The sequence below is a fragment of the Pseudoduganella flava genome (genome assembly GCF_007830495.1).
Taxonomy (GTDB): Bacteria; Pseudomonadota; Gammaproteobacteria; order Burkholderiales; family Burkholderiaceae_D; genus Rugamonas; species Rugamonas flava.
The window spans coordinates 338505-356334 of sequence record NZ_VLKW01000005.1 but is presented as its reverse complement, the minus strand read 5'-3'; the positions used below and the strand labels follow the sequence as shown (position 1 = coordinate 356334).

Here is a 17830-nt window from a genome sequence, read left to right as displayed (position 1 = left end):
CGGTGTCGGTGGCGGTGGAGTTTTTAAAAAAATATGCCGGCCGATTTAACAAAGGCGCTGTCACCCGACCCTGTTGGATTCCGAGGCCGGGGTAGGTCCGCATGCCGCGGTTTCGCGGTTACTCAGCACGCCGCTGCCGCGCGGGTGCGCCAGCCCGGCGCGGATTTCAGCAGGTCCGCCGGCGTCGTGATCCGGCCGCCGCCCAGTGCATGGCGCCAGCCCAGGTAGTTCGGCAGGTAGCGACTCGCCACGCCGAGGAACGTGCGCAGCCACGTCTTGAAGCGGCTGCGATAGTGGTTCACGTTCTGCAGGTGGTAGGGGTCGCGTTTCCGGATATCGCGCGCGAGGTTCAGCGCCACGTGGTCAACGGATGGGCAGCGATGGAGGCGCGGTAGGCGTCGGCGCCATCGGTCACCAGCACGGCGTCCGTATCCAGTGCCTTCGGCAGGCACGAAGACAGCTGCTTGCCGGTGACGCGGCCGCGCCCCGTCCACCAGTCCCGCGTCTTCCCGCCGCGATCGCGCGCGACGAGGATGCAGTCATGCTCCCGTATCGCTGCCGTCGATACAGCTGAGACAACACAACAGCCGGGAAGTTCAGTTCGTTCCAACACGGCCGGGGCACAGCGCCCTTGACAAAGGCGCTGTTCGAGCGGCGGCGAACAGCGCCCTGGCAAGCCGCTCAGGCGGCGGCTTCCCGCTCGGCGACGAGCTGCGCGAACTGCGCCGCCGGCACCGGTGGGCTGAGCAGATAACCCTGCAGCAGGTCGCAGCCGCGCGCCTGCAGGAAGTGCAGCTGGGCTTCCGTTTCGACGCCCTCGGCCACGACTTCCAGGCGCAGGCTGTGCGCCAGCGCGATGATCGCCGTGACGATGGCGGCGTCGTCGACGTCCTGCGGCACGTCGCGCACGAACGAGCGGTCGATCTTGATGATGTCGACGGGGAAGCGCTTCAGGTACGACAGCGACGAGTACCCCGTGCCGAAGTCGTCGATCGACAGCCGCACGCCCAGGTCGCGCAGCGCATGCAGCGCGGCCAGCGTATCCTGCGCGTTTTCCATCAGCGTGCTTTCGGTGATCTCCAGCTCCAGCAGGTGGGACGGCAGCCGCGTCTCGGCCAGCACCTGGCGCACCGTGTCGGCGAAGCCCCGCTGCAGCAACTGGCGCACGGACAGGTTGACGGCGACGCGCAGCGGCGGCAGGCCGTCGGCGATCCAGCGCTGCAGTTGGGCGCACGCGCGCCGCAGCACCCAGTCGCCCAGCGGATTGATCAGGCCCGTCTCCTCGGCCAGCGGAATGAACTCGGCGGGCGGCACCATGCCGCGCGTCGGATGGCGCCAGCGCACCAGCGCTTCCATCGCGACGATGCGGCCCGCTTCGACGGTCGCCTGCGGCTGGAAGTAGACCTCCAGCTGCTCCTGCTCCAGCGCGCGGCGCAGGTCGCTCTCGAGCCGCACGTGCTCGGAAATCGACTGTTCCATCGACGCTTCGTAGAACTTGAATCCGGTATTGGTGCGCTTGGCGCGGTACATCGCGCTGTCCGCATGCTTGACGAGCGTGGCGACGTCGGTACCGTCGTGCGGGTACATCGCGATGCCGACGCTACTGGTGACGAAGATGTCGTGGCCGTCGATCTGGAACGGGCTTTCCAGCGCGCGGCAGATCGCATGCGCGGCGGCGGCCGCCCCGGCCGGGCCATCCAGGTCGCCCAGCACGACGGTGAATTCGTCGCCGCCCAGCCGCGCCACCGCATCGACGTTGCGCACGCTCTGGCGCACCCGCTTGGCGACAGCCACCAGCAGGCGGTCGCCCACGTCGTGGCCCAGGTTGTCGTTGACGTACTTGAAGCGGTCCAGGTCCATGAACAGCACGGCCAGCTGCTGCTGGTGCTGTCCCGCGCGCTCGATGCCCTGGGCCAGCAGCTCGAAGAACAGCGTGCGGTTCGGCAGCCCGGTCAGGAGGTCGTTGTAGGCCAGGTGGCGGATCTTCTTCTCGGCGCGATTGGCCTCGATGATGCGGCGCACCCGCTGCGACAGCACGGCATAGTGGATCGGCTTCGGAATGTAGTCGGAGGCGCCGGCCGCGAACGCGCGCTCGACGGACGTGTTGTCCTGCAGCGCCGTGATCATCAGCACGGGAATCCCGCTGCCGCCCGGCATGTCCTGCAGCCGCGCGCACGCTTCGAAGCCGTCCATCACGGGCATCACCGCGTCCATCAGGATCACGTCCGGCTGGCAGCGCGGCAGCATCGCCAGCGCCTGCGCGCCATCCTCGGCCTCCTCGACGAGGAAGCCGTCGCGCTGCAGCGTGTGGCGCAATGTGGTGCGGGTGCTGCGGTCGTCGTCGACGATCAGCACGTGGGCCTGGGCCGCCAGCGGCAGTTCGCTGTCGGCCTGCGGCGTATCGACTTCCGCGCGCAGCAGCCGGTCGACGGCCGCATGCGCCTCGCGCAGCGCCGGCAGCAGCGGCTTGATCGCCGCCGTGTCGTCCTGGGTCGCCAGGTGTTCCGCTTCCTGCGCCAGCGAGGCGAGGGCATAGGCGCCCAGGTTGCCGGCCGCGCCTTTCAGCGCGTGGGCGCGGGCCCGGGCGATGGGGGCGTTCTCCGCGATCAGCGCCTGTTCCAGTTCGGCCAGGTACACGGGCGCGTCTTCGAGGAACGGCTCGACGGCCTGCGGCAGCGCCGGCCCCAGAATTTCGCGCAGCTTGTCGAACACGGCGCGGTCGATGACGCCGTCCTGGTTCGGCACGGTGCCCGTGTGCGCTTCGTGCACGACGGGCGGCAGCGCCTCGTCCGCGTGGGGCAGCCAGCGCTCCAGCTTCTGGCGCAGCTCGACCAGCGTGATCGGCTTGGCCAGGTAATCGTCCATGCCGGCGGCCAGGCATTTCTCGGCATCGCCGCGCTGCGTGTTCGCCGTCATCGCGACGAGCGGCGTGCGCCGGCCCAGCGCCTGTTCCAACACGCGGATGTGGGCGGTGGCTTCGTAGCCGTCCATCTCCGGCATGCTGCAATCCATCAGGATCAGGTCGAAGCGGGCGCCCTGCGCCGCCTCGATGGCTTCGCGGCCGTTCGACGCGAACTCGCACACGCAGCCGTGCAGCGACAGCATGCCGGCCGCCACCATCTGGTTGGTGCGGTTGTCCTCGGCGACCAGCACCCGATACGGCGCGCTGGGTCCTGGCAGCGCCGGCAGCCGTGCGGCCGCCGGCGGTTCCGGCTGCAGCAGCGCGGCCGCGCAGCGGATCGTGAATTCGAACGTCGTGCCTTCGCCGAACGTGCTGGTGACGCCGATCTCGCCGCCCATCAACGTGGTCAGCTGGCGGCAGATCGCCAGGCCCAGGCCCGTGCCGCCGAAGCGGCGCGTCGTGGACGGATCGGGCTGGACGTACGATTCGAACAGCATGCGCTGCACGTCCTCGCTCATGCCGATGCCCGTGTCGCGCACGATGAAGCGCAGTGTGTCCGCGGTCGGCATGTTGACCCGCACCGTCACTTCGCCGCGCTCGGTGAACTTGACGGCGTTGCCGAGCAGGTTGATCAGGATCTGGCGCAGGCGCAGCGCGTCCGCGTGGATCGCCGCCGGCACGCCCGGCGCCACGTCGTAGCCGATCGCCACGCCTTTCTGGTGCGCCGGGCGCGCCACCAGCTCGATCGTCTCGGCCAGCAGCTTGGCCAGCTCGAAGTCCGATTCCTGCAGCGCGAGCTTGCCCGCGTCCATTTTCGAAAAATCGAGGATGTTGTTGATCAGTTCAATCAGCGTGCGCGACGCGTTCCACGCCACATCCACGCATTCCTGCTGGCGCGGCGTCAGTTCCATCTCGCGCAGCATGTCGAGCATGCCGACCACGCCGTTCAGCGGCGTGCGCACCTCGTGGCTGACGGTAGCCGCGAACTGCGCCTTGACCTGCGCCATGTTGACGGCCGCGTCGCGCGACTCCTTCAGCTCCTGCTCGCGCTCTTCCAGCACCGTCATCATCTGGTTGAACGCATGGGCCATGTCGATCAGTTCGCGCGGGCCGGCCGCCTCGGCGCGCAACTGCGACTCGCCGGCGCGGGCGCGCCGCATCAGGTTCGACAGCGCGGCCAGCGGATTCGTCATCCGCCGCGTCAACAGGCGCACGGTGACGAGCAGGATCGCCGCGACGGAGAACGTGATCGCAAGGTTCCCCAGCATCAGCGACCATGTGAGCTTGTTCAGCGTGCCTTTGCCGACCTGCACGTGGACGTAGCCGAGCAGCTGCGGTTTCTGTTCCTGCATGTCGAACGGCGAGGCTTCCGTCTGGCCGCCCAGCACGGGCGCGGCGAACAGCCACGCATCGCCGTTCTCGGCGATCAGGCGGGCCCGTTCCGGCGCGGCGTCGACGGGCGGCGGCAGCACCCATTTGCCGCCATGCGCCTGCGACAGCAGCACGCGGTTCTTCGCGTCGGTGATCTGCACGCCCGTCACGTCCGGGAAGGCCAGGGTGCTGCCGACGACGTCGCGGGCGTTTTCCGGCGAGTGGAACAGCAAGGCCAGCGTGCTTTGGCGGGCGAACGTGTCGGCGATGCGCTGGCCCTGGCCGATGAAGTAGTCGCGCATCCGCGAGCTTGCCTGCATCGAGTTCATCAGCGACGAGAACAGCGCCAGCCCCAGGATCGCCGCCGAGACGATCACCGACAGCTGCAGGCCGAACGCGGTGCGGCGCAGGTATTTGTCGAACATGTTACGGCTGCGGGAACACGAAGTCGAAACTGCGCTGCTGCTGGTGGCCGAGCTGCAGGCCCATGTGGCTGGCGGTGCGCACGTTGATCGCCGTCTGCAACGTGCGCGACGGCGCCAGGCTGCCGCGCCGGCTGCCGCCGTTCAGCATGCCCATCGCGGAGCTGGCCAGGGTGCGGCCCATCTCCACGTTGTTCGGCACCATCGCAAACAGCGCGCCTTTCTTCACATGCTGCACGTTACTGGAGAACAGCGGCACGCCGGCGTTCCACGTTTCGCGCAGCACCAGCGGCAGGATCGTGCTTTCCTCGACCGTCGTGGCGTCGTGCGGCAGCCAGACGGCGTCGCGCCGGCCATCCGCGCCGGAGATCAGGGAAGGGTACAGCTGGGCGGCGCGCGCCATGTCGCCGGCCACGTAGGCGGCCAGTTCGAGGCCCTGCGAGCGCGCCGCTTCGCGGGCCAGCCGGATCAGCCACTCGGAATTCTTCGGGTTGTAGACGACGATCACGCGCCGCAGGTCCGGCAGCAGCGCGTGCAGGCGGGCGAACAGCAGCGCCGGGTCGGGCGTCAGGCTGATGCCGGCCACGTTGTCGGCGTCCGACAGCAGCAGCACGCCGCCGACGACGACGGAGATGTCGCGGTCCAGTCCCGCTGCGGCAGCCAGCCCCTGGCGGCCCAGCGCGATGACGACCTTGGTGCCGTTCTGCTTGAGCATCGCATTCAGTTCGTTCGCCTCGATGCGCGTATCGACGGGATAGCTGCGCACCGGCAGGCTGGTACGTTCCTCGATCCCCTGGATCATGCTGGTGAACGCGGAGCGGAACGGCTGCTCGACGTTCGGATACAGCACCGCGATCGTGCCCTTGCCGATCGACGCGCGCACGTCCGGGCGGCGCAGCTGGTCCTCCAGCTGGGCCAGCGTGACGTGCTTCACTTCCGCAGGCCAGGCCATCGACGAGATGCCGCCATCGATCGTTTCAAACAGCGCGCCGACCGTGTCGCGCGCCTGCGCGGGCACGCCGGGCAGCTCGATCGTGGGGGACGCAACGGCCTCTTTGCAGCAAAGGGCGAGGATGACGGCGCACGCCAGCGCGCGCCGAAGACGGGTACGGATCATGTTGTTCTTTCAACGCAAGCAGACGTCGCTTGCCGGCACCCTATAGTATATTCGCAATGCTTTAGCCAATAAGAAATAAATTTACTAAAAGCATCAGAAACGGCGGCTATGGGAAGATTGCATCGAAAGAGTGTTGCTCCATATTAACAGTAAGGCCAATGTGCCCGGCCGTCCGGGTATTGAACGCCACCTTGACGGCCCGTAGCGGCTGCAGGCCAATCTTCGCTGTGGCATCCGGCGCCTGGGCCAGCGCGGCCAGCTCGCGGCCGAGCGCCGCGTTGTCGGGGTAGAGCGCGAACAGCACGCCTTTTTTCACGTGCAGGATGCTGCTGGAAAACAGCGCGACGTTGCGATTCCACGACTCGCGCAGCACCAGGGGCAGCACGGTGGCATCGTCGGCGGTGACGGCGTCCTGCGGCAGCCACACGGCGTCGCGCTTGCCGTCGATGCCGGCAAATGCCGTTTCGTAGCGGCGCACGGCGGCGGCCAGGTCCTGCGCCTCGAGCGCAACAAGTTCCAGGCCCTGGGCCCGCGCCGCGTCGCGCGCCAGGCGTACGGCGCCGGCGCTTTGTTGTGGACTGTACACGACGATGACGCGTTTCACGCCCGGCACCAGCGTCTTCAGCCACGTGAACAGTAGCGCCGGGTCCGGCATCAGGCTGATGCCCCTGAAGCGCTCCTGCTCGGGCAGCGCGCTGATGCCGCCGACGACGACCCCCAACGCATCGAAGGCGCCGGCCGTCTTCAGGCCCTGGCGCCCCAGCGCGATGACCGTGCGCACGCCGGTGCGGCGCAGCGTCGTCTGCAGTTCAGCCGCGTCCTGCGCGGGCCCGACGGCCACGCTGCGCACCTTGCCGCGCGCCTGCTGCTCGACGCCGTCGATGATTTCAGTGAACACCTTGCGGTAGGGCTCGCCGATATCGGGGAACACCACGGCCAGCGTATCCGGCCCGGCACCGACGGACGCCCAGGCGCAATTGCCCATGACCGCACCCGCCAGCAGAACCAGCGTGAACGTGCGCCGCGGAAGGTCGGAAAAAATGCGGATCAAGTAAGGAGTGACGCAAAAATATTGCACTAGTGTATCCCCGGCCCGTGGGTTTGGACAGTTTTTTTGCCGCCTGCACGAATGGGACAGCCACGCTATAGTGGTCTTTTTGCCAAGGAGGGACCATGCATATCGATCTGACCGGAAAAACCGCCATCGTCACGGGCTCCACACGCGGCATCGGCTTCGCGATCGCCGCCGGCCTGGCCCGCGCCGGCGCCGCCGTCGTCGTCACGGGCCGCCAGCAGCAGGATGTGGATGCGGCGTTGGCCCGCCTGCGCACCGACGCGCTGGGGGCTACCGTGCGCGGCCACGCCGTCGACCTGGGCAACGCGGCGGGCTTCGCGCAACTGGCGCAACTGGAACCGGAATGCGACATCCTCGTCAACAACCTGGGCATCTTCGGCCCGCAGCCGTTCGACGAGATCCCGGACGAGGAATGGACCCGCTTCTTCGAAGTGAACGTGATGTCCGGCGTGCGCGCCAGCCGCGCGTGGCTGCCCGGCATGCGCCGCAAGAACTGGGGCCGGATCGTGTTCATCTCGTCCGAATCGGCGATCAACATCCCGGCCGACATGATCCACTACGGCTTCACGAAGACAGCGAACGTGGCGATCGCGCGCGGCCTGGCGAAAAGCCTGGCCGGCACGGGCATCACGGTGAACTCGGTGCTGCCGGGGCCGACGTTGTCCGAGGGCGTGCAGCACATGGTGGCGCCGGGCGAGAGCGCGGCAAGTGCGCTGGAAAAAGCCAACGCGTTCGTGCGCGAACACCGCGCGAGCTCGATCCTGCAACGGGTGGCAACGCCGGAGGAGGTGGCCAATATGGTCGTCTACGTGTGCTCGCCGCAGGCGTCGGCGACGACGGGAGCGGCGTTGCGGGTGGATGGGGGGACGGCGGATACGATCTGATTAACGGGCCGCTACCTGGGGCCGCCGGCTCGTTCATGCGTCGGGCTTGCGGTCGTTCGGACACCTTGGGTAGCGGGATTTATCCTCTCGCTCAGCGGGGAGCTGCAGGCGGGGTAACGCAATTTCAGACGTGATCGCTGCGCGGATCGAGCCGTCGGGATAAAAATGCACTTCGAAATTCTGGGGCTCTTGTGGTATGTCTTCGTCAATGACGACCTCGCGCTCCTTGAAGATCGGATGCAAGTCGTCGTAGACCTCGTTCGACATCGTTGATTTCACGTGGTAGTAGCATGCGTCGGCCTCCCAGCGCACAGTCACCTTGCGGACCTGTTTTCCAGGTACGTATGAAACGCAGCATGTGCTGCCGCCACCACCGCTCGTTGGGGTGCTGACGAAAATATTGCCGCCGCCTTGGCCGTTAACGCTGAACGATCCGATGTGGCGGTTCGTGTAGTTGTAGCCCGAGATCGCCAGCATGACCGGTTTCCTTCGCGCCTCCCTGGCCTGCGTATGATGCTGTTGCGGGGTGCACCCGACCAATGCCGGGAAAGCAAGTCCCAGCGCCACAATGACGGCCGCCAGTCTGGATTGCCCGTCTGTGGGGAGCCGCTGGTGGCGACGGCGTTGAACGTTCATGTAAAACACCGATGGTCTTGGTTTTATTATCGGGTGCATCGAGCGTCGATACGGTATGCGGGGCCGGCTCGTCATGCATCCTCTACGAGCGCATCGCGCCTGACACTCGCATACTGACGCTCATGGGTTTCCGGCACTGCTTCCCTGCGCGCATAGCGGTACTTCTCGTCACCGCCGAGATAAATAACGCGAGGATCAGACGGGAGTGTTGCATCCGTCGCGAAGCCACTCAAAGAGTCGTGTACATAATGTTCGAAGAACGCAAAAATCTTCTCGTCCTTCAGCCCGCGGTTGTGGATGTATTCGTCCTCGTACGCATCCATCAAGGCCCTGTAGTGAGGACGGAGTTCCTTGCGCAATTCCGTCCTTGGCGCACCGCCGAGCCATCCCGTCTCTGCGTACACACGGCGTATCGCCTTGACGTCCTCCAACAACTGCCGGTCATACATCGAGATCGCTTCGTGCAAGGTCGACATATCCGGCAGAGCGTCTGCTTTTGCCTTCTCACTCAAGTACCGATTCCGCGTGGCGGCGCGGCGCGCCTCCGCGAGCTTGATCGACGCATCGTATTCCCGGAGGTCCAGCCTTGGATTGCCGTATTGGCTCTGGATATACGCTTGCCTCCGTGCGATCGCAAGGCTATGGGCACGCTCGGCTTCGCTGTCGGCCTTTTCCAGCTGTTCAAGCTGTGCTTTCAAGGCCTTCGCCTCCGCACTGTACTGCTGGCGCGCCTGGCTGACCCGCTGTGCTTCCGATCGGTCCCCCGCCGCTTTCCGGCGAATCGAAGCAAAGCGCCAGGCGTAGTAAAGGCGCATCTGGGAGTTGATGCTGTCGCCGAGTGATGTTGTCGAGGGCAGCTTTGATAAGTAATAGTTGAAATGCTCGTGTAATGCGGTGCCCACGTCAAAATCAAGTGCGTTGGCCTCCATCCAGGCAGTTTTCGGCAGAAGCGGAACCCCTCGTGCGAGAGCTGCCTCGTACATGCAATTTAACGGAATCTGACTCAGCTTCTCGAGCGCGTCCGGAGATCTGCCGCCTTCTCCGGGACGGTACCCGCCGCCGACGTCCGAATGGGCGCCCGGATAAACAACCTCGTGAAAGTGGTCCACCACGTCAATATGGCCATCGGCTGCCACCCACACACTGTCGAGGGGGAACGAATTCCTGAACTCGTGCGCGGCGACGAAATGTTGCACTTCCTCCACCGCACGTGGGATTGCGAGTTCACCTCCCCAGGCCTGGTGTCCATCCGCGTAGCCTGGCGCGGGATCGGCCCCAGATTTTCCTTCGGGCGCAAACGCCAATTCGGATGGCAGTGTGTCCTTATATTTCGGAGCATTCAGCCTCACCTGCATTGACCATTTTCCCCCACCAAAGTACGCCGCGCCAGGGTCGGTTGTATTGCTGCTCAGGCCCATGCCCACCGAAGCAACGGTGTCGAAAAGCCCCATGAAGCGAACGTGCAATGGCGCACCCCCAGCGCGAAGGCGCCACCCTTCGTCGCCGACGTCCGCCCGTTGGCTGATCACCCGATTGACGAATGCGCGCGCCAGTGCGGCGCCACGGCTGAATCCAAATGCCGCGATGTTCACTTCAACGATGCGATTGCTTGGCGAGTTCGCACGTGCAAGATGCGGCTTCAGCAACTTGTCGAATTGACTCAGTGCCCAGTCGAGCCGTCGATCACCCATCCTTCCCATGACCAGCCCCAATTTGCCTCCGCCATCGTCGCCAACTTCTTTGAAATAGGTTCCGACACCCGGGATGTAGATGCGATAAATGCCTCTCGTTTTATCTTCAGGCGCGTGGGCGTTGTACAACCGCGCGACGTTGCTGTGCTTGAGGGTTCCCGCGTCCGCGTCCAGGTTGTTGCCGGTTCCATCGAAGAAAAAACTCAGCCAAAGACGCTGCAAGCAACTCCCGGGGCTGGGTTCCTTGGGCGCAGAGTGGGCGGCAAGTTGCAACGTCCGTAGTCCAGGGAGCGCCTTGAAAGTGCCAGCTTTCTCCGCAGGCATCCGGCACGCCTGATCCACACCGTCGCGCAGACCCTCCGGCGATGGGCCGATCGGAGGCGACTTACCATCGCCGACCTGATCATTCTGCTGGTTTCTGGTCATTTGGGCACCTCGGATATCGGGACTTGTCTTCCCTCGTAGAATCCAAATGCAGTCGTGGGTCCGAAGCCTCGGCGGTGATCGCCGCCTGCACCTCTCCTCCCGGGTAGAAATGCACTTCGAGTACTTCCGGATGAGAGGGGATCGGACCGGCGACGGCTACCTCCCGCTCCTCGAAGAAAGGGTACAAAGCGTCATAGACCTGACCGGAGTACTCAACTTTTTTATGGTAATAGCAGCCGCCTGTCTGCCAACGGACCGTCACCTTGGGCACTGGGCTGCCAGGTTCGTAGAGAACGCAGCACGCTCTTCCCCCGCCACCGCTGGTCGGAGTACTGACAAATATATTGCCTCCGCCTTGGCCGTTGACGCTGAACGACCCGATTGACCTGTTCGTGTAGTTGTAGCCCGTGATCGCCAGCATTACAGGCTCACCTGCCACGGGCGGGCTAGGATCACCGCCGGCATCGTGCGGCGTACAGCTCGATAGCGAGGGTACGGCCAACGCGACCATAAGCGTTATCGTAGTTGCAGCCCGCGTTCGTGCGTGAGGTTTCCTAAGCCCTGCTATCGTTCCCATCCGTGTGTCGTCCATTGCTAAGTCTGTTCAGTGATCATGATTGGGCTAGCGCACTGCTGAAATCCATCTCGCCTCGCTGTACCGCGCCCAGCAGCGGGCGCCACTTCGCAGTGGCGCAAAAGTCTTCGCCTTCGAGCAGCGCAATGCCGCAGTAGAGCGTAAGGTCACGCGTGGAAGTCAAGCCTATCCGCCGTGCATCTGCGATGTGCCGCTCCAGGAAATCGGCGCGCTGCGGAAGCGACACCTTGCGCCACGGTTCCGGAACGAGCGCGGCCAACTGTTCGGCCACCTGATCCGGTTCGCTTGCGGCGAGCAAAGCGAATTCCTGCGTGGCGGTCAGCCGTAATGGCACAGTGTGTTCGTCGCACGCGGCACAGCGCGAGGGCTGCGCTACGAGTGCTCCCCGCCGATCGAAGTACCACCAGCCGTCGGCGACGCCGAGGAATGCCTCCTTCCGCTGTGCGTCCAGAACGCCCAGCAGCGCCTCGAAGACGCGCGGATCGAAAAAACGCAGCAGTACGTTCATCTCCTCGGACAGCATCGCATCGAGTCGGCATGCGAGCCGTGCCGCCACTTCGTCGATGGGCAGCGGTGTCGCGAGCAGCAGCAGCGACGATGTATAGGTGCCATGTTCCGCAACCCATTCGAGCAGCCGGCGATGCCCGTCGGCCCAGGCTTCGGATAGCGAAAACAGCAGGGGTGCCACGGCCGCCGCGCCTTCCTCGTGCGAGCCCTCGAAGAGAGTGCGCCAGGCGATGCCGGCACGTGCAAGTTGCTTGTCGAGGCCCGGCATGCCGCCATGGTCGGCAAGGCCGTACACTTCGCTGCCGGGAAAGTCAGATGTGGCAACCGCGGCGAAGCCCACCAGGTCGAAATAGGGTTCCATCGTCACCTCATCGCAAACGGAGCGCCCGACGCACGTGCCTTCATCAGGCATTCGACGCAGATGGCCTGTGGAAGCAACGGCAGCGGGTACTGCATCCTGTCCGGCCCCTTGAAGCTCTTCGTGCCCGCACGGATAGTGAGCTTGCCCGGGCACTGCACGGTGATGTTGCCACCATCGATCGTGATGTTGGCGCCGCCGGCCGTCGACAGCGAGATGCTTTTCTTCGCCGCCCACTCGGCGAACGATGCGGCGCTGACCACTTTGACGTCGTCGCGGGCCTGGATCGCCAGCGTGTCCGACTGCGCCTGCACGTCGATCGCATCCTTCGCGGCGATCGCCTGCAGGCCGACTCCCTCGGCGCCCGCGGCGACGGCGCCTGCCAGCACGCCGATCGCCTGGCCTGCATGCACGCGCATCTGCGCGCCGGACACGACCTGCGTGTCGGCACCGCTCATCAGCGCGACCGCTTCGCCGTTCGCCAGCTGCAGCGCCTGGCCCGCGGTCACCGCGAGGCCCGCCTTGGCGCTGATCGCCACGACGGGGTCGGTGGCGTGCGGGATCTTGCCGTCGGCCGGCTTGGTGGATTTGCCGGCGGCGTCGCCGCGCGCGGCGCCCACCTCCTTGCCGTCGACCATGCCCGACACGGCCTTCAACATCGCTTCCAGCGGCGCGGCGCCGTCATCGAGGACGCTGCTGTTGGCCTGCTTCGCGCCCGTGTGGGTCGCCAGCGTGACGGTGCCGTGCGTGCCGGCTGCCTCGCTGAACGTCTCGCCCAGTTTGACGGCTTGCTTGAGCAGCGCGATGCCGGCGGCGTTGTCGCCGGCCGGGTCGCGCGCATCGGCGCTGTGCTGCATCTTGTAGCTGGAGACGAGCAGGCCGGCGCCGGCGCGTACGGCGCCGTAGGCATCCGTGCGCAGTTCGCCGCCCTGGCCGCGCAGGCTGCCGCGGTAGTTGTCCGCCGTGTGGATCAGGTGGCCCAAGGTCAGTTCCGATTGCGCGTGGGTGCTGCGCAGCTGTACGCGGCCTTGCGCGTCGGTGTCGTCGAACAGCAGCTGGTTGTAGCCCTGGCCGCCGAACTCCTTGCTGCGCAGGCCCCACTGGGCCGCCGCGTTGCGGTGGCCGTCCGCGCCGGCTGACGCCCCGTGCCACACGGGGCTGTTGCCGGCGGCCAGATTGCCCTGCGCGGACGGCGCGCGATCTGCCGCGTGGCCGAACAAGCTGGCGTCGTCGTTCGCGGCGGCCGCGCCGCCCGGTGTCGGGGCGACGCCGCCTTCGCCCTGGCCGTTGTACAGCGCGCCGACGATCAGCGGACGGTCGATGTCGTTCTCGATGAATTGCACCAGCACTTCCTGGCCGATGCGGGGCAGGAACTGGCTGCCCATGCCGCCGCCGGCGGCGCGCTGCGCCACGCGCACCCAGCACGATGCGTCGCCCTGTTCCTGCCAGTGGAAGCGGATGCGCACGCGGCCCAGCGCGTCGCAATACAGTTCGTCGGCGCCGGACGGCTGGTCGGCGCCGTCGGCACCGATCACGATCGCGCTTTGCGTGCCGAGCGCCGTCGGCTTCGTGCGGCCGTGGGGCAGGGCGGGGCGCCAGACCACATCAACGGCGATCGCCTGGAAGGTGTTGCCATAGCCGGTCGCGCGGGCTTGTTCGAGTACGAGGGGCAGGTCGCCCGATGCCGCGTCGCGTTCGCGCAGCGCTTCTTCGAGCAGCTCGGGGATCGGGCCGAACAGCTCGGCCAGCCCGAGCACGGCCGGTGCCGGCAGGTTGTTGACGCCGACGCTGGTCACGTGCAGCACGGTGAACGCAGGCGGCGTGCCGTCGTCCGCCAGTGCCAACGGGCCCTGGGTGACCGCCACGCGCGTGCCGGCGCGCAAGGTGCGGACGGTGGAGCGGCCATGCCATTGCAGGACGCCCGCTTCGCGCGATTCCATCCGCAGGCGGGCGTAATGCTCGGCTTCGTCCGCGTTCGCGTAGCCGTACTGGCCCGGTACTTCATAGTCTTCCAGCGCGGGCAGCTTGGCGGCGCGGGTGCGTGCCGGCACGCTGGCGGCGACCGCCTTCTTGGCCTTGTAGTCGTAGGAAAGGAGGGTGGCCGTCGTTGCCGTCAGGCCGTGCCGGGACTGCAGCGCCTGGATCGCGTCCTGCTGTTCGCGGGCGCGGGCGCCGTGGAAGCGGATGCCGCCATCGGCGGCGCTGATCGGGTCTTCGGCGATGGCCTCCTCGCGCGTGCTGTCCGCGAACAGCACCATGCGCTCCTCGCCATCGGCGTGTTCGAAGCGCCACGCGAGGCCTTCTTCGGTCAGCAGGCGGCGCACGAAATCGTAGTCCGACTCGCGGTATTGGCAGCAGTAGCTGCGGATCGATACCGCCGCGAGGTGCGCGTCGACTTCATCGCTCCAGCGCCATTGCGCCAGCGGAGAATAGCCGCCCAGCACGTCGTCGACGATCTCGATGACGCTCTTGTCCTGCCAGACGCGGCTCGCGCGCGCTTGTGTCAGGCGCCACAGCCAGGGCGTCAGGCGCAGGCGGTAGCGGGCGAAGCCGCCTTCGCTGCCCAGCATCGCGGCCTGGGTGATCTCGCCGCCGTATTGGGCGCGGCTGCCGTCGGCCAGGCTGGCTTCCAGCGTGGCGCGGGTGCCCAGCAGCGCGGCCGTGTCCAGGTGCGCGCTGGTCGACAGCGCGATGACGTCGCGCGTGCCGATGCCGTGCACGGTGTCATCGGCGGCGAAGGCTTCGACGAGCAGGTCGGCGTCGGCCGGGCTTTCCAGCTTGAGCTCGTACAGGCGGGTCTCGGACGAGAACTGGGCGAGGGCGGTGGTGATCCGGGTGAGCAATTCCGACGACATGGCGTGTGACCCGCAAAAAGTTAATACGAATATAAACGCTGCCCGCTTGGCCGGTCAACGAGCTCTGCGGATGGAAAAAACTGCGCGGCGCGCTGTGACATTGCGCGTATTTTCAGCAGGCATGATTGCCCTATAATCAGGCGCATTCATCCACAGCCGCCGCCACCGCCTTGACCTTCACGACGCTCCTCCGCCGCGCCGCCTGCGCGCTGACGCTTGCCGCCAGCGGCGCCGCCATCGCCGGCACCGCCGCGCCGCGGCTGTGGGAAGCCGTCAAGCCGTCCGATCCGAACGTGCGCATCTACATCCTGGCCGCAGGAGCGGACGACGACGACGGCTACTTCGACCGCATCGTGATGCCGGCCTTCGCCCTGTCGCACGTGCTGCATCACGAGGTGCCGGTCGCCAGTGCGGCGCATGGCGGCCTGTGCGGCGTCGCGCAGATCCACGCCGTGGACGTCGATCCCGCGAGCGGCACGCCGTTCCCGTCGTGCCTGGCAACGGACCGCGCCGCCTTGCTGCGCGCCGCCAGCGCGCCCGCGGCCGCCGACCCGCAATGCGCGCGCAGCGCGGCCTGGCTGGGCGAGTTCGCGAGGATGGACGACGGGTTGACGCATTTCGTCATCGCCGACGTCGACACGCGCGAGCGCGGCTGCAAAGGGTTGTTGGGCGAGCTGGCCGAGGCGGGGTATGTGCTGTGGCCGGTGGCGGAGTTCGGCACGGAGCGGGCGGACGCCGGGTGATGTTCGCGCACAGTTCAGTGATGCCTGCGGGAATTCTTTCAGATATAATATTGCTTCAATGATAATCGTCGCGCCGGTGCGAGCAGCCCGGCGTGCGTGCGCAACCAACGGAAAGCAGTGGAATGCCAGGTGCCCAGAAACCCGGATCGGACGATCAGAGTCATGTCAAATTGCAGCTGCTGGACCCGCTCGGGAACAGCATCGCCGGTTTGAAATATTTGGTCCTGGACCAGGGCCGTATCGTCGCCAAGGGCGTCACCGACGCCAAGGGCAATATCGAGAAATTCGTCGCGAAGATCGGCACCGAGCTGAGCTTGCACGTGGAGCGCTTCGGCACCGACGAGATGAAGAAGGTCAAGACCCTGGTGCCGTGGGCGGACCAGTTCTCCGTCAAGCTGCTGAGCGGCAAGGTCAAGCAGGAAGTGCCGCTGCAGGAGGCCAAGGGGAACGCTGGGGAATACCAGCGGCGCACGTACAAGGTCAAGCCGAAGGACAACCTTTGGCGCATCGCGCGCGACAACGGCACGTCGGTGCAGGAGCTCGCGCGCCTGAACGGCATCAAGCCTACCGACATGATCCATCCGGACCAGGTGCTGAAGCTGCCGCTGCGCAAGGATGGCGCGGCGCCCGATGCGCCGGACGGCCCGCCACCGCCGCCACCGCCGCCCCCACCGGCGCCACCGCCGCCGGCCCCCGTGCCGCATGATGACGGCCCGGTCGAGCCGCAACCCGCGCCGCCGCCGCCATCGCCGCCGATTCCGGAACAGAAACCGGAAGCGACGCCACCGGCGGGTGCCGGCCAGCCGGTGCCCGCCAAGCCCGAGCCGGGGCGCGGCGAGAACGGCACGCCGAAGACGACGATTCCGCTCGTGTGCGACCAGAGCGGCTGCATCAAGCTGGGCGACAAGGGGCCGCTGATCGAGGAGATCAACATCCGCCTGACGGGCTTCGGCGGCACCGCCACCGCCGACAAGCCGTTCGCCGAGTTCACCGCGAAGACCGAGGCGGCCGTCAAGCGCTTCCAGGAGGATTACATGGGCGTCGCCGGCACCGGCAAGGTATGCGGTGCCGTGCTGATCGCGCTCGACGAGTTCCGCACCAAGTATCCCGTCAGCATGGCGGGCATGGCCTGCCCCTGCGGCAAGTGCAAGGGCTTCGGCAATGGCTACACGACCTCCGAGAAGGCCGGGATCAAGAACGGCAAGGGCTGGCACGCCGGTACGGAATTCCCCGGCATGCATCGTGCGCTGCTGTGGGCGATGCGCGCCGCGCTGTTCTACACGTCGGTCAAGGAGAAGGCGCTGGGCTACAAGTTCCTGGCCGTGTCGTCCGGCTACCGCTGCTGGTACAACAACAAGCAACACAGCCGCACGTCGACGAACCACATGGGCAATGCGCTCGACCTGCAGTTCACCCGCAACGGCGGCAAGGTCCGCTGCGCCGGCGCGGACGTCGATACGCTGCGCGCCAAGGTCTTCGTCGCGCGGATGGGCGCCCAGCTGTCGTGGCCGAACAAGAACAAGGTGTCGCTGGAAACGGCGAAGCAGGGCGCCAAGAGCTGGGTGCACATGGACGTGCGCGAATTCCACCCTGCGCTGAAAGCCGACCGCTACTACGCGACATCGCAGGGCGCGGTGGACGGCTTGCCGCTGATGGAGCTCGCCAAGCAGGAAAACCGCCTGAAGCTCGTCAACTGCGCCGGCATTCCGCCGGCTGCGCCGAAGGCCGAGGAAAAGACGGATCGCCTGCCGATCGACTCGCTGAAGCTGTCGGCCGAAGGCATCGAGTTCATCAAGGGCTGGGAAAAGTATGGCGAGAAGCCATATGACGACTCGGAAGGCTATTGCACCGTCGGCTTCGGCCACCTGCTGGCGAAGAAGACTTGTGCGAGCATGAAAGCTGCCAAGGATGCAGAATACGAGCTGTACAAGGACGGGGTGACGAAGGACGAAGCGGAAAAGATCCTCAAGAAGGATATCAAGCGCATCACCGACAAGGCCAAGCTGGCGATCCAGGTGCCGATGTACCAGCACGAGTTCGACGCGGTGATGAGCCTCGCGTTCAACTGCGGCGGCATCAGCAAGTTCCCGAAGCTGATGTCCAAGCTGAACACGAAGGATTACAACGGCTGCTGCGACGAGTTCGCGGACATCACGAACGGCGGCCAGGGTGGTCTCGTCAAGCGCCGCCAGGCCGAGATGAAAATGTTCAGGAATAAGATCTATGATTCAACGCACTAAAGGAACAC

13 protein-coding genes are annotated in these 17830 nt (G+C 66.2%); 3 read left to right on the top strand and 10 right to left on the bottom strand.

Annotated features, from left to right (window positions below; all coding sequences use genetic code 11):
* Positions 1 to 122: 122 nt before the first annotated feature.
* The 5 genes from IP92_RS30795 to IP92_RS15515 form a co-directional block, all read right to left on the bottom strand.
* Positions 123 to 359, bottom strand: coding sequence for a hypothetical protein (locus tag IP92_RS30795; RefSeq protein WP_371860939.1), 237 nt, complete (start codon positions 357 to 359; stop codon positions 123 to 125).
* Positions 350 to 610, bottom strand: a complete 261-nt coding sequence (locus IP92_RS15530; RefSeq protein WP_145876459.1) for a hypothetical protein — start codon at positions 608 to 610, stop codon at positions 350 to 352. Before IP92_RS15530 ends, IP92_RS30795 begins: the two co-directional genes overlap by 10 nt.
* Before the next feature lie 71 nt (positions 611 to 681).
* Positions 682 to 4698, bottom strand: coding sequence for an EAL domain-containing protein (locus tag IP92_RS15525; RefSeq protein ID WP_145876443.1), 4017 nt, complete (start codon positions 4696 to 4698; stop codon positions 682 to 684).
* 1 nt (position 4699) lies between these two features.
* Complete coding sequence (locus tag IP92_RS15520; protein ID WP_145876441.1) at positions 4700 to 5812, bottom strand: ABC transporter substrate-binding protein; 1113 nt, start codon at positions 5810 to 5812, stop codon at positions 4700 to 4702.
* Positions 5813 to 5918: 106 nt separating this feature from the next.
* Positions 5919 to 6797 (bottom strand): ABC transporter substrate-binding protein, encoded by an 879-nt coding sequence (locus IP92_RS15515; RefSeq protein WP_145876439.1) that lies wholly within the window; start codon positions 6795 to 6797, stop codon positions 5919 to 5921.
* A 188-nt stretch (positions 6798 to 6985) separates the two neighbouring features.
* On the opposite strand from IP92_RS15515, the gene IP92_RS15510 reads away from it, so the two are divergent.
* A complete protein-coding gene (locus IP92_RS15510; RefSeq protein ID WP_145876438.1) occupies positions 6986 to 7771 on the top strand; it encodes an SDR family NAD(P)-dependent oxidoreductase in 786 nt (261 codons plus the stop codon).
* A gap of 33 nt (positions 7772 to 7804) precedes the next feature.
* Here IP92_RS15510 and IP92_RS15505 read toward each other — a convergent pair whose 3' ends face one another.
* The 5 genes from IP92_RS15505 to IP92_RS15485 form a co-directional block, all read right to left on the bottom strand.
* A complete protein-coding gene (locus IP92_RS15505; protein ID WP_158206655.1) occupies positions 7805 to 8407 on the bottom strand; it encodes a DUF3304 domain-containing protein in 603 nt (200 codons plus the stop codon).
* A 71-nt stretch (positions 8408 to 8478) separates the two neighbouring features.
* Positions 8479 to 10524, bottom strand: coding sequence for a T6SS phospholipase effector Tle1-like catalytic domain-containing protein (locus IP92_RS15500; protein WP_145876434.1), 2046 nt, complete (start codon positions 10522 to 10524; stop codon positions 8479 to 8481).
* Positions 10502 to 10945 carry a DUF3304 domain-containing protein gene (locus IP92_RS15495; RefSeq protein WP_158206654.1) on the bottom strand — a complete coding sequence of 148 codons (444 nt, stop codon included), beginning with the start codon at positions 10943 to 10945 and terminating at the stop codon, positions 10502 to 10504. The genes IP92_RS15500 and IP92_RS15495 overlap by 23 nt, the downstream gene beginning before the upstream one ends.
* A 190-nt stretch (positions 10946 to 11135) precedes the next feature.
* Positions 11136 to 11987 (bottom strand): DUF4123 domain-containing protein, encoded by an 852-nt coding sequence (locus tag IP92_RS15490; protein WP_158206653.1) that lies wholly within the window; start codon positions 11985 to 11987, stop codon positions 11136 to 11138.
* Positions 11988 to 11989: 2 nt separating this feature from the next.
* Positions 11990 to 14839 carry a type VI secretion system Vgr family protein gene (locus IP92_RS15485; RefSeq protein WP_145876428.1) on the bottom strand — a complete coding sequence of 950 codons (2850 nt, stop codon included), beginning with the start codon at positions 14837 to 14839 and terminating at the stop codon, positions 11990 to 11992.
* A 170-nt stretch (positions 14840 to 15009) separates the two neighbouring features.
* Between IP92_RS15485 and IP92_RS15480 the strand changes: the two genes are divergently transcribed.
* Both IP92_RS15480 and IP92_RS30660 read left to right on the top strand, forming a co-directional pair.
* Positions 15010 to 15582 (top strand): hypothetical protein, encoded by a 573-nt coding sequence (locus IP92_RS15480; RefSeq protein WP_145876426.1) that lies wholly within the window; start codon positions 15010 to 15012, stop codon positions 15580 to 15582.
* A 209-nt stretch (positions 15583 to 15791) separates the two neighbouring features.
* Positions 15792 to 17822, top strand: coding sequence for a glycoside hydrolase family protein (locus IP92_RS30660; RefSeq protein WP_158206651.1), 2031 nt, complete (start codon positions 15792 to 15794; stop codon positions 17820 to 17822).
* Positions 17823 to 17830 lie beyond the last annotated feature (8 nt).

Bases quoted from the DNA above. Each gene is read 5' to 3' on its own strand.
- IP92_RS15525 (WP_145876443.1), bottom strand. From the start codon at position 4,698: ATGTTCGACAAATACCTGCGCCGCACCGCGTTCGGCCTGCAGCTGTCG.
- IP92_RS15520 (WP_145876441.1), bottom strand. From the start codon at position 5,812: ATGATCCGTACCCGTCTTCGGCGCGCGCTGGCGTGCGCCGTCATCCTC.
- IP92_RS15515 (WP_145876439.1), bottom strand. From the start codon at position 6,797: ATGGGCAATTGCGCCTGGGCGTCCGTCGGTGCCGGGCCGGATACGCTG.
- IP92_RS15510 (WP_145876438.1), top strand. From the start codon at position 6,986: ATGCATATCGATCTGACCGGAAAAACCGCCATCGTCACGGGCTCCACA.
- IP92_RS15505 (WP_158206655.1), bottom strand. From the start codon at position 8,407: ATGAACGTTCAACGCCGTCGCCACCAGCGGCTCCCCACAGACGGGCAA.
- IP92_RS15500 (WP_145876434.1), bottom strand. From the start codon at position 10,524: ATGACCAGAAACCAGCAGAATGATCAGGTCGGCGATGGTAAGTCGCCT.
- IP92_RS15495 (WP_158206654.1), bottom strand. From the start codon at position 10,945: ATGCTGGCGATCACGGGCTACAACTACACGAACAGGTCAATCGGGTCG.
- IP92_RS15490 (WP_158206653.1), bottom strand. From the start codon at position 11,987: ATGGAACCCTATTTCGACCTGGTGGGCTTCGCCGCGGTTGCCACATCT.
- IP92_RS15485 (WP_145876428.1), bottom strand. From the start codon at position 14,839: ATGTCGTCGGAATTGCTCACCCGGATCACCACCGCCCTCGCCCAGTTC.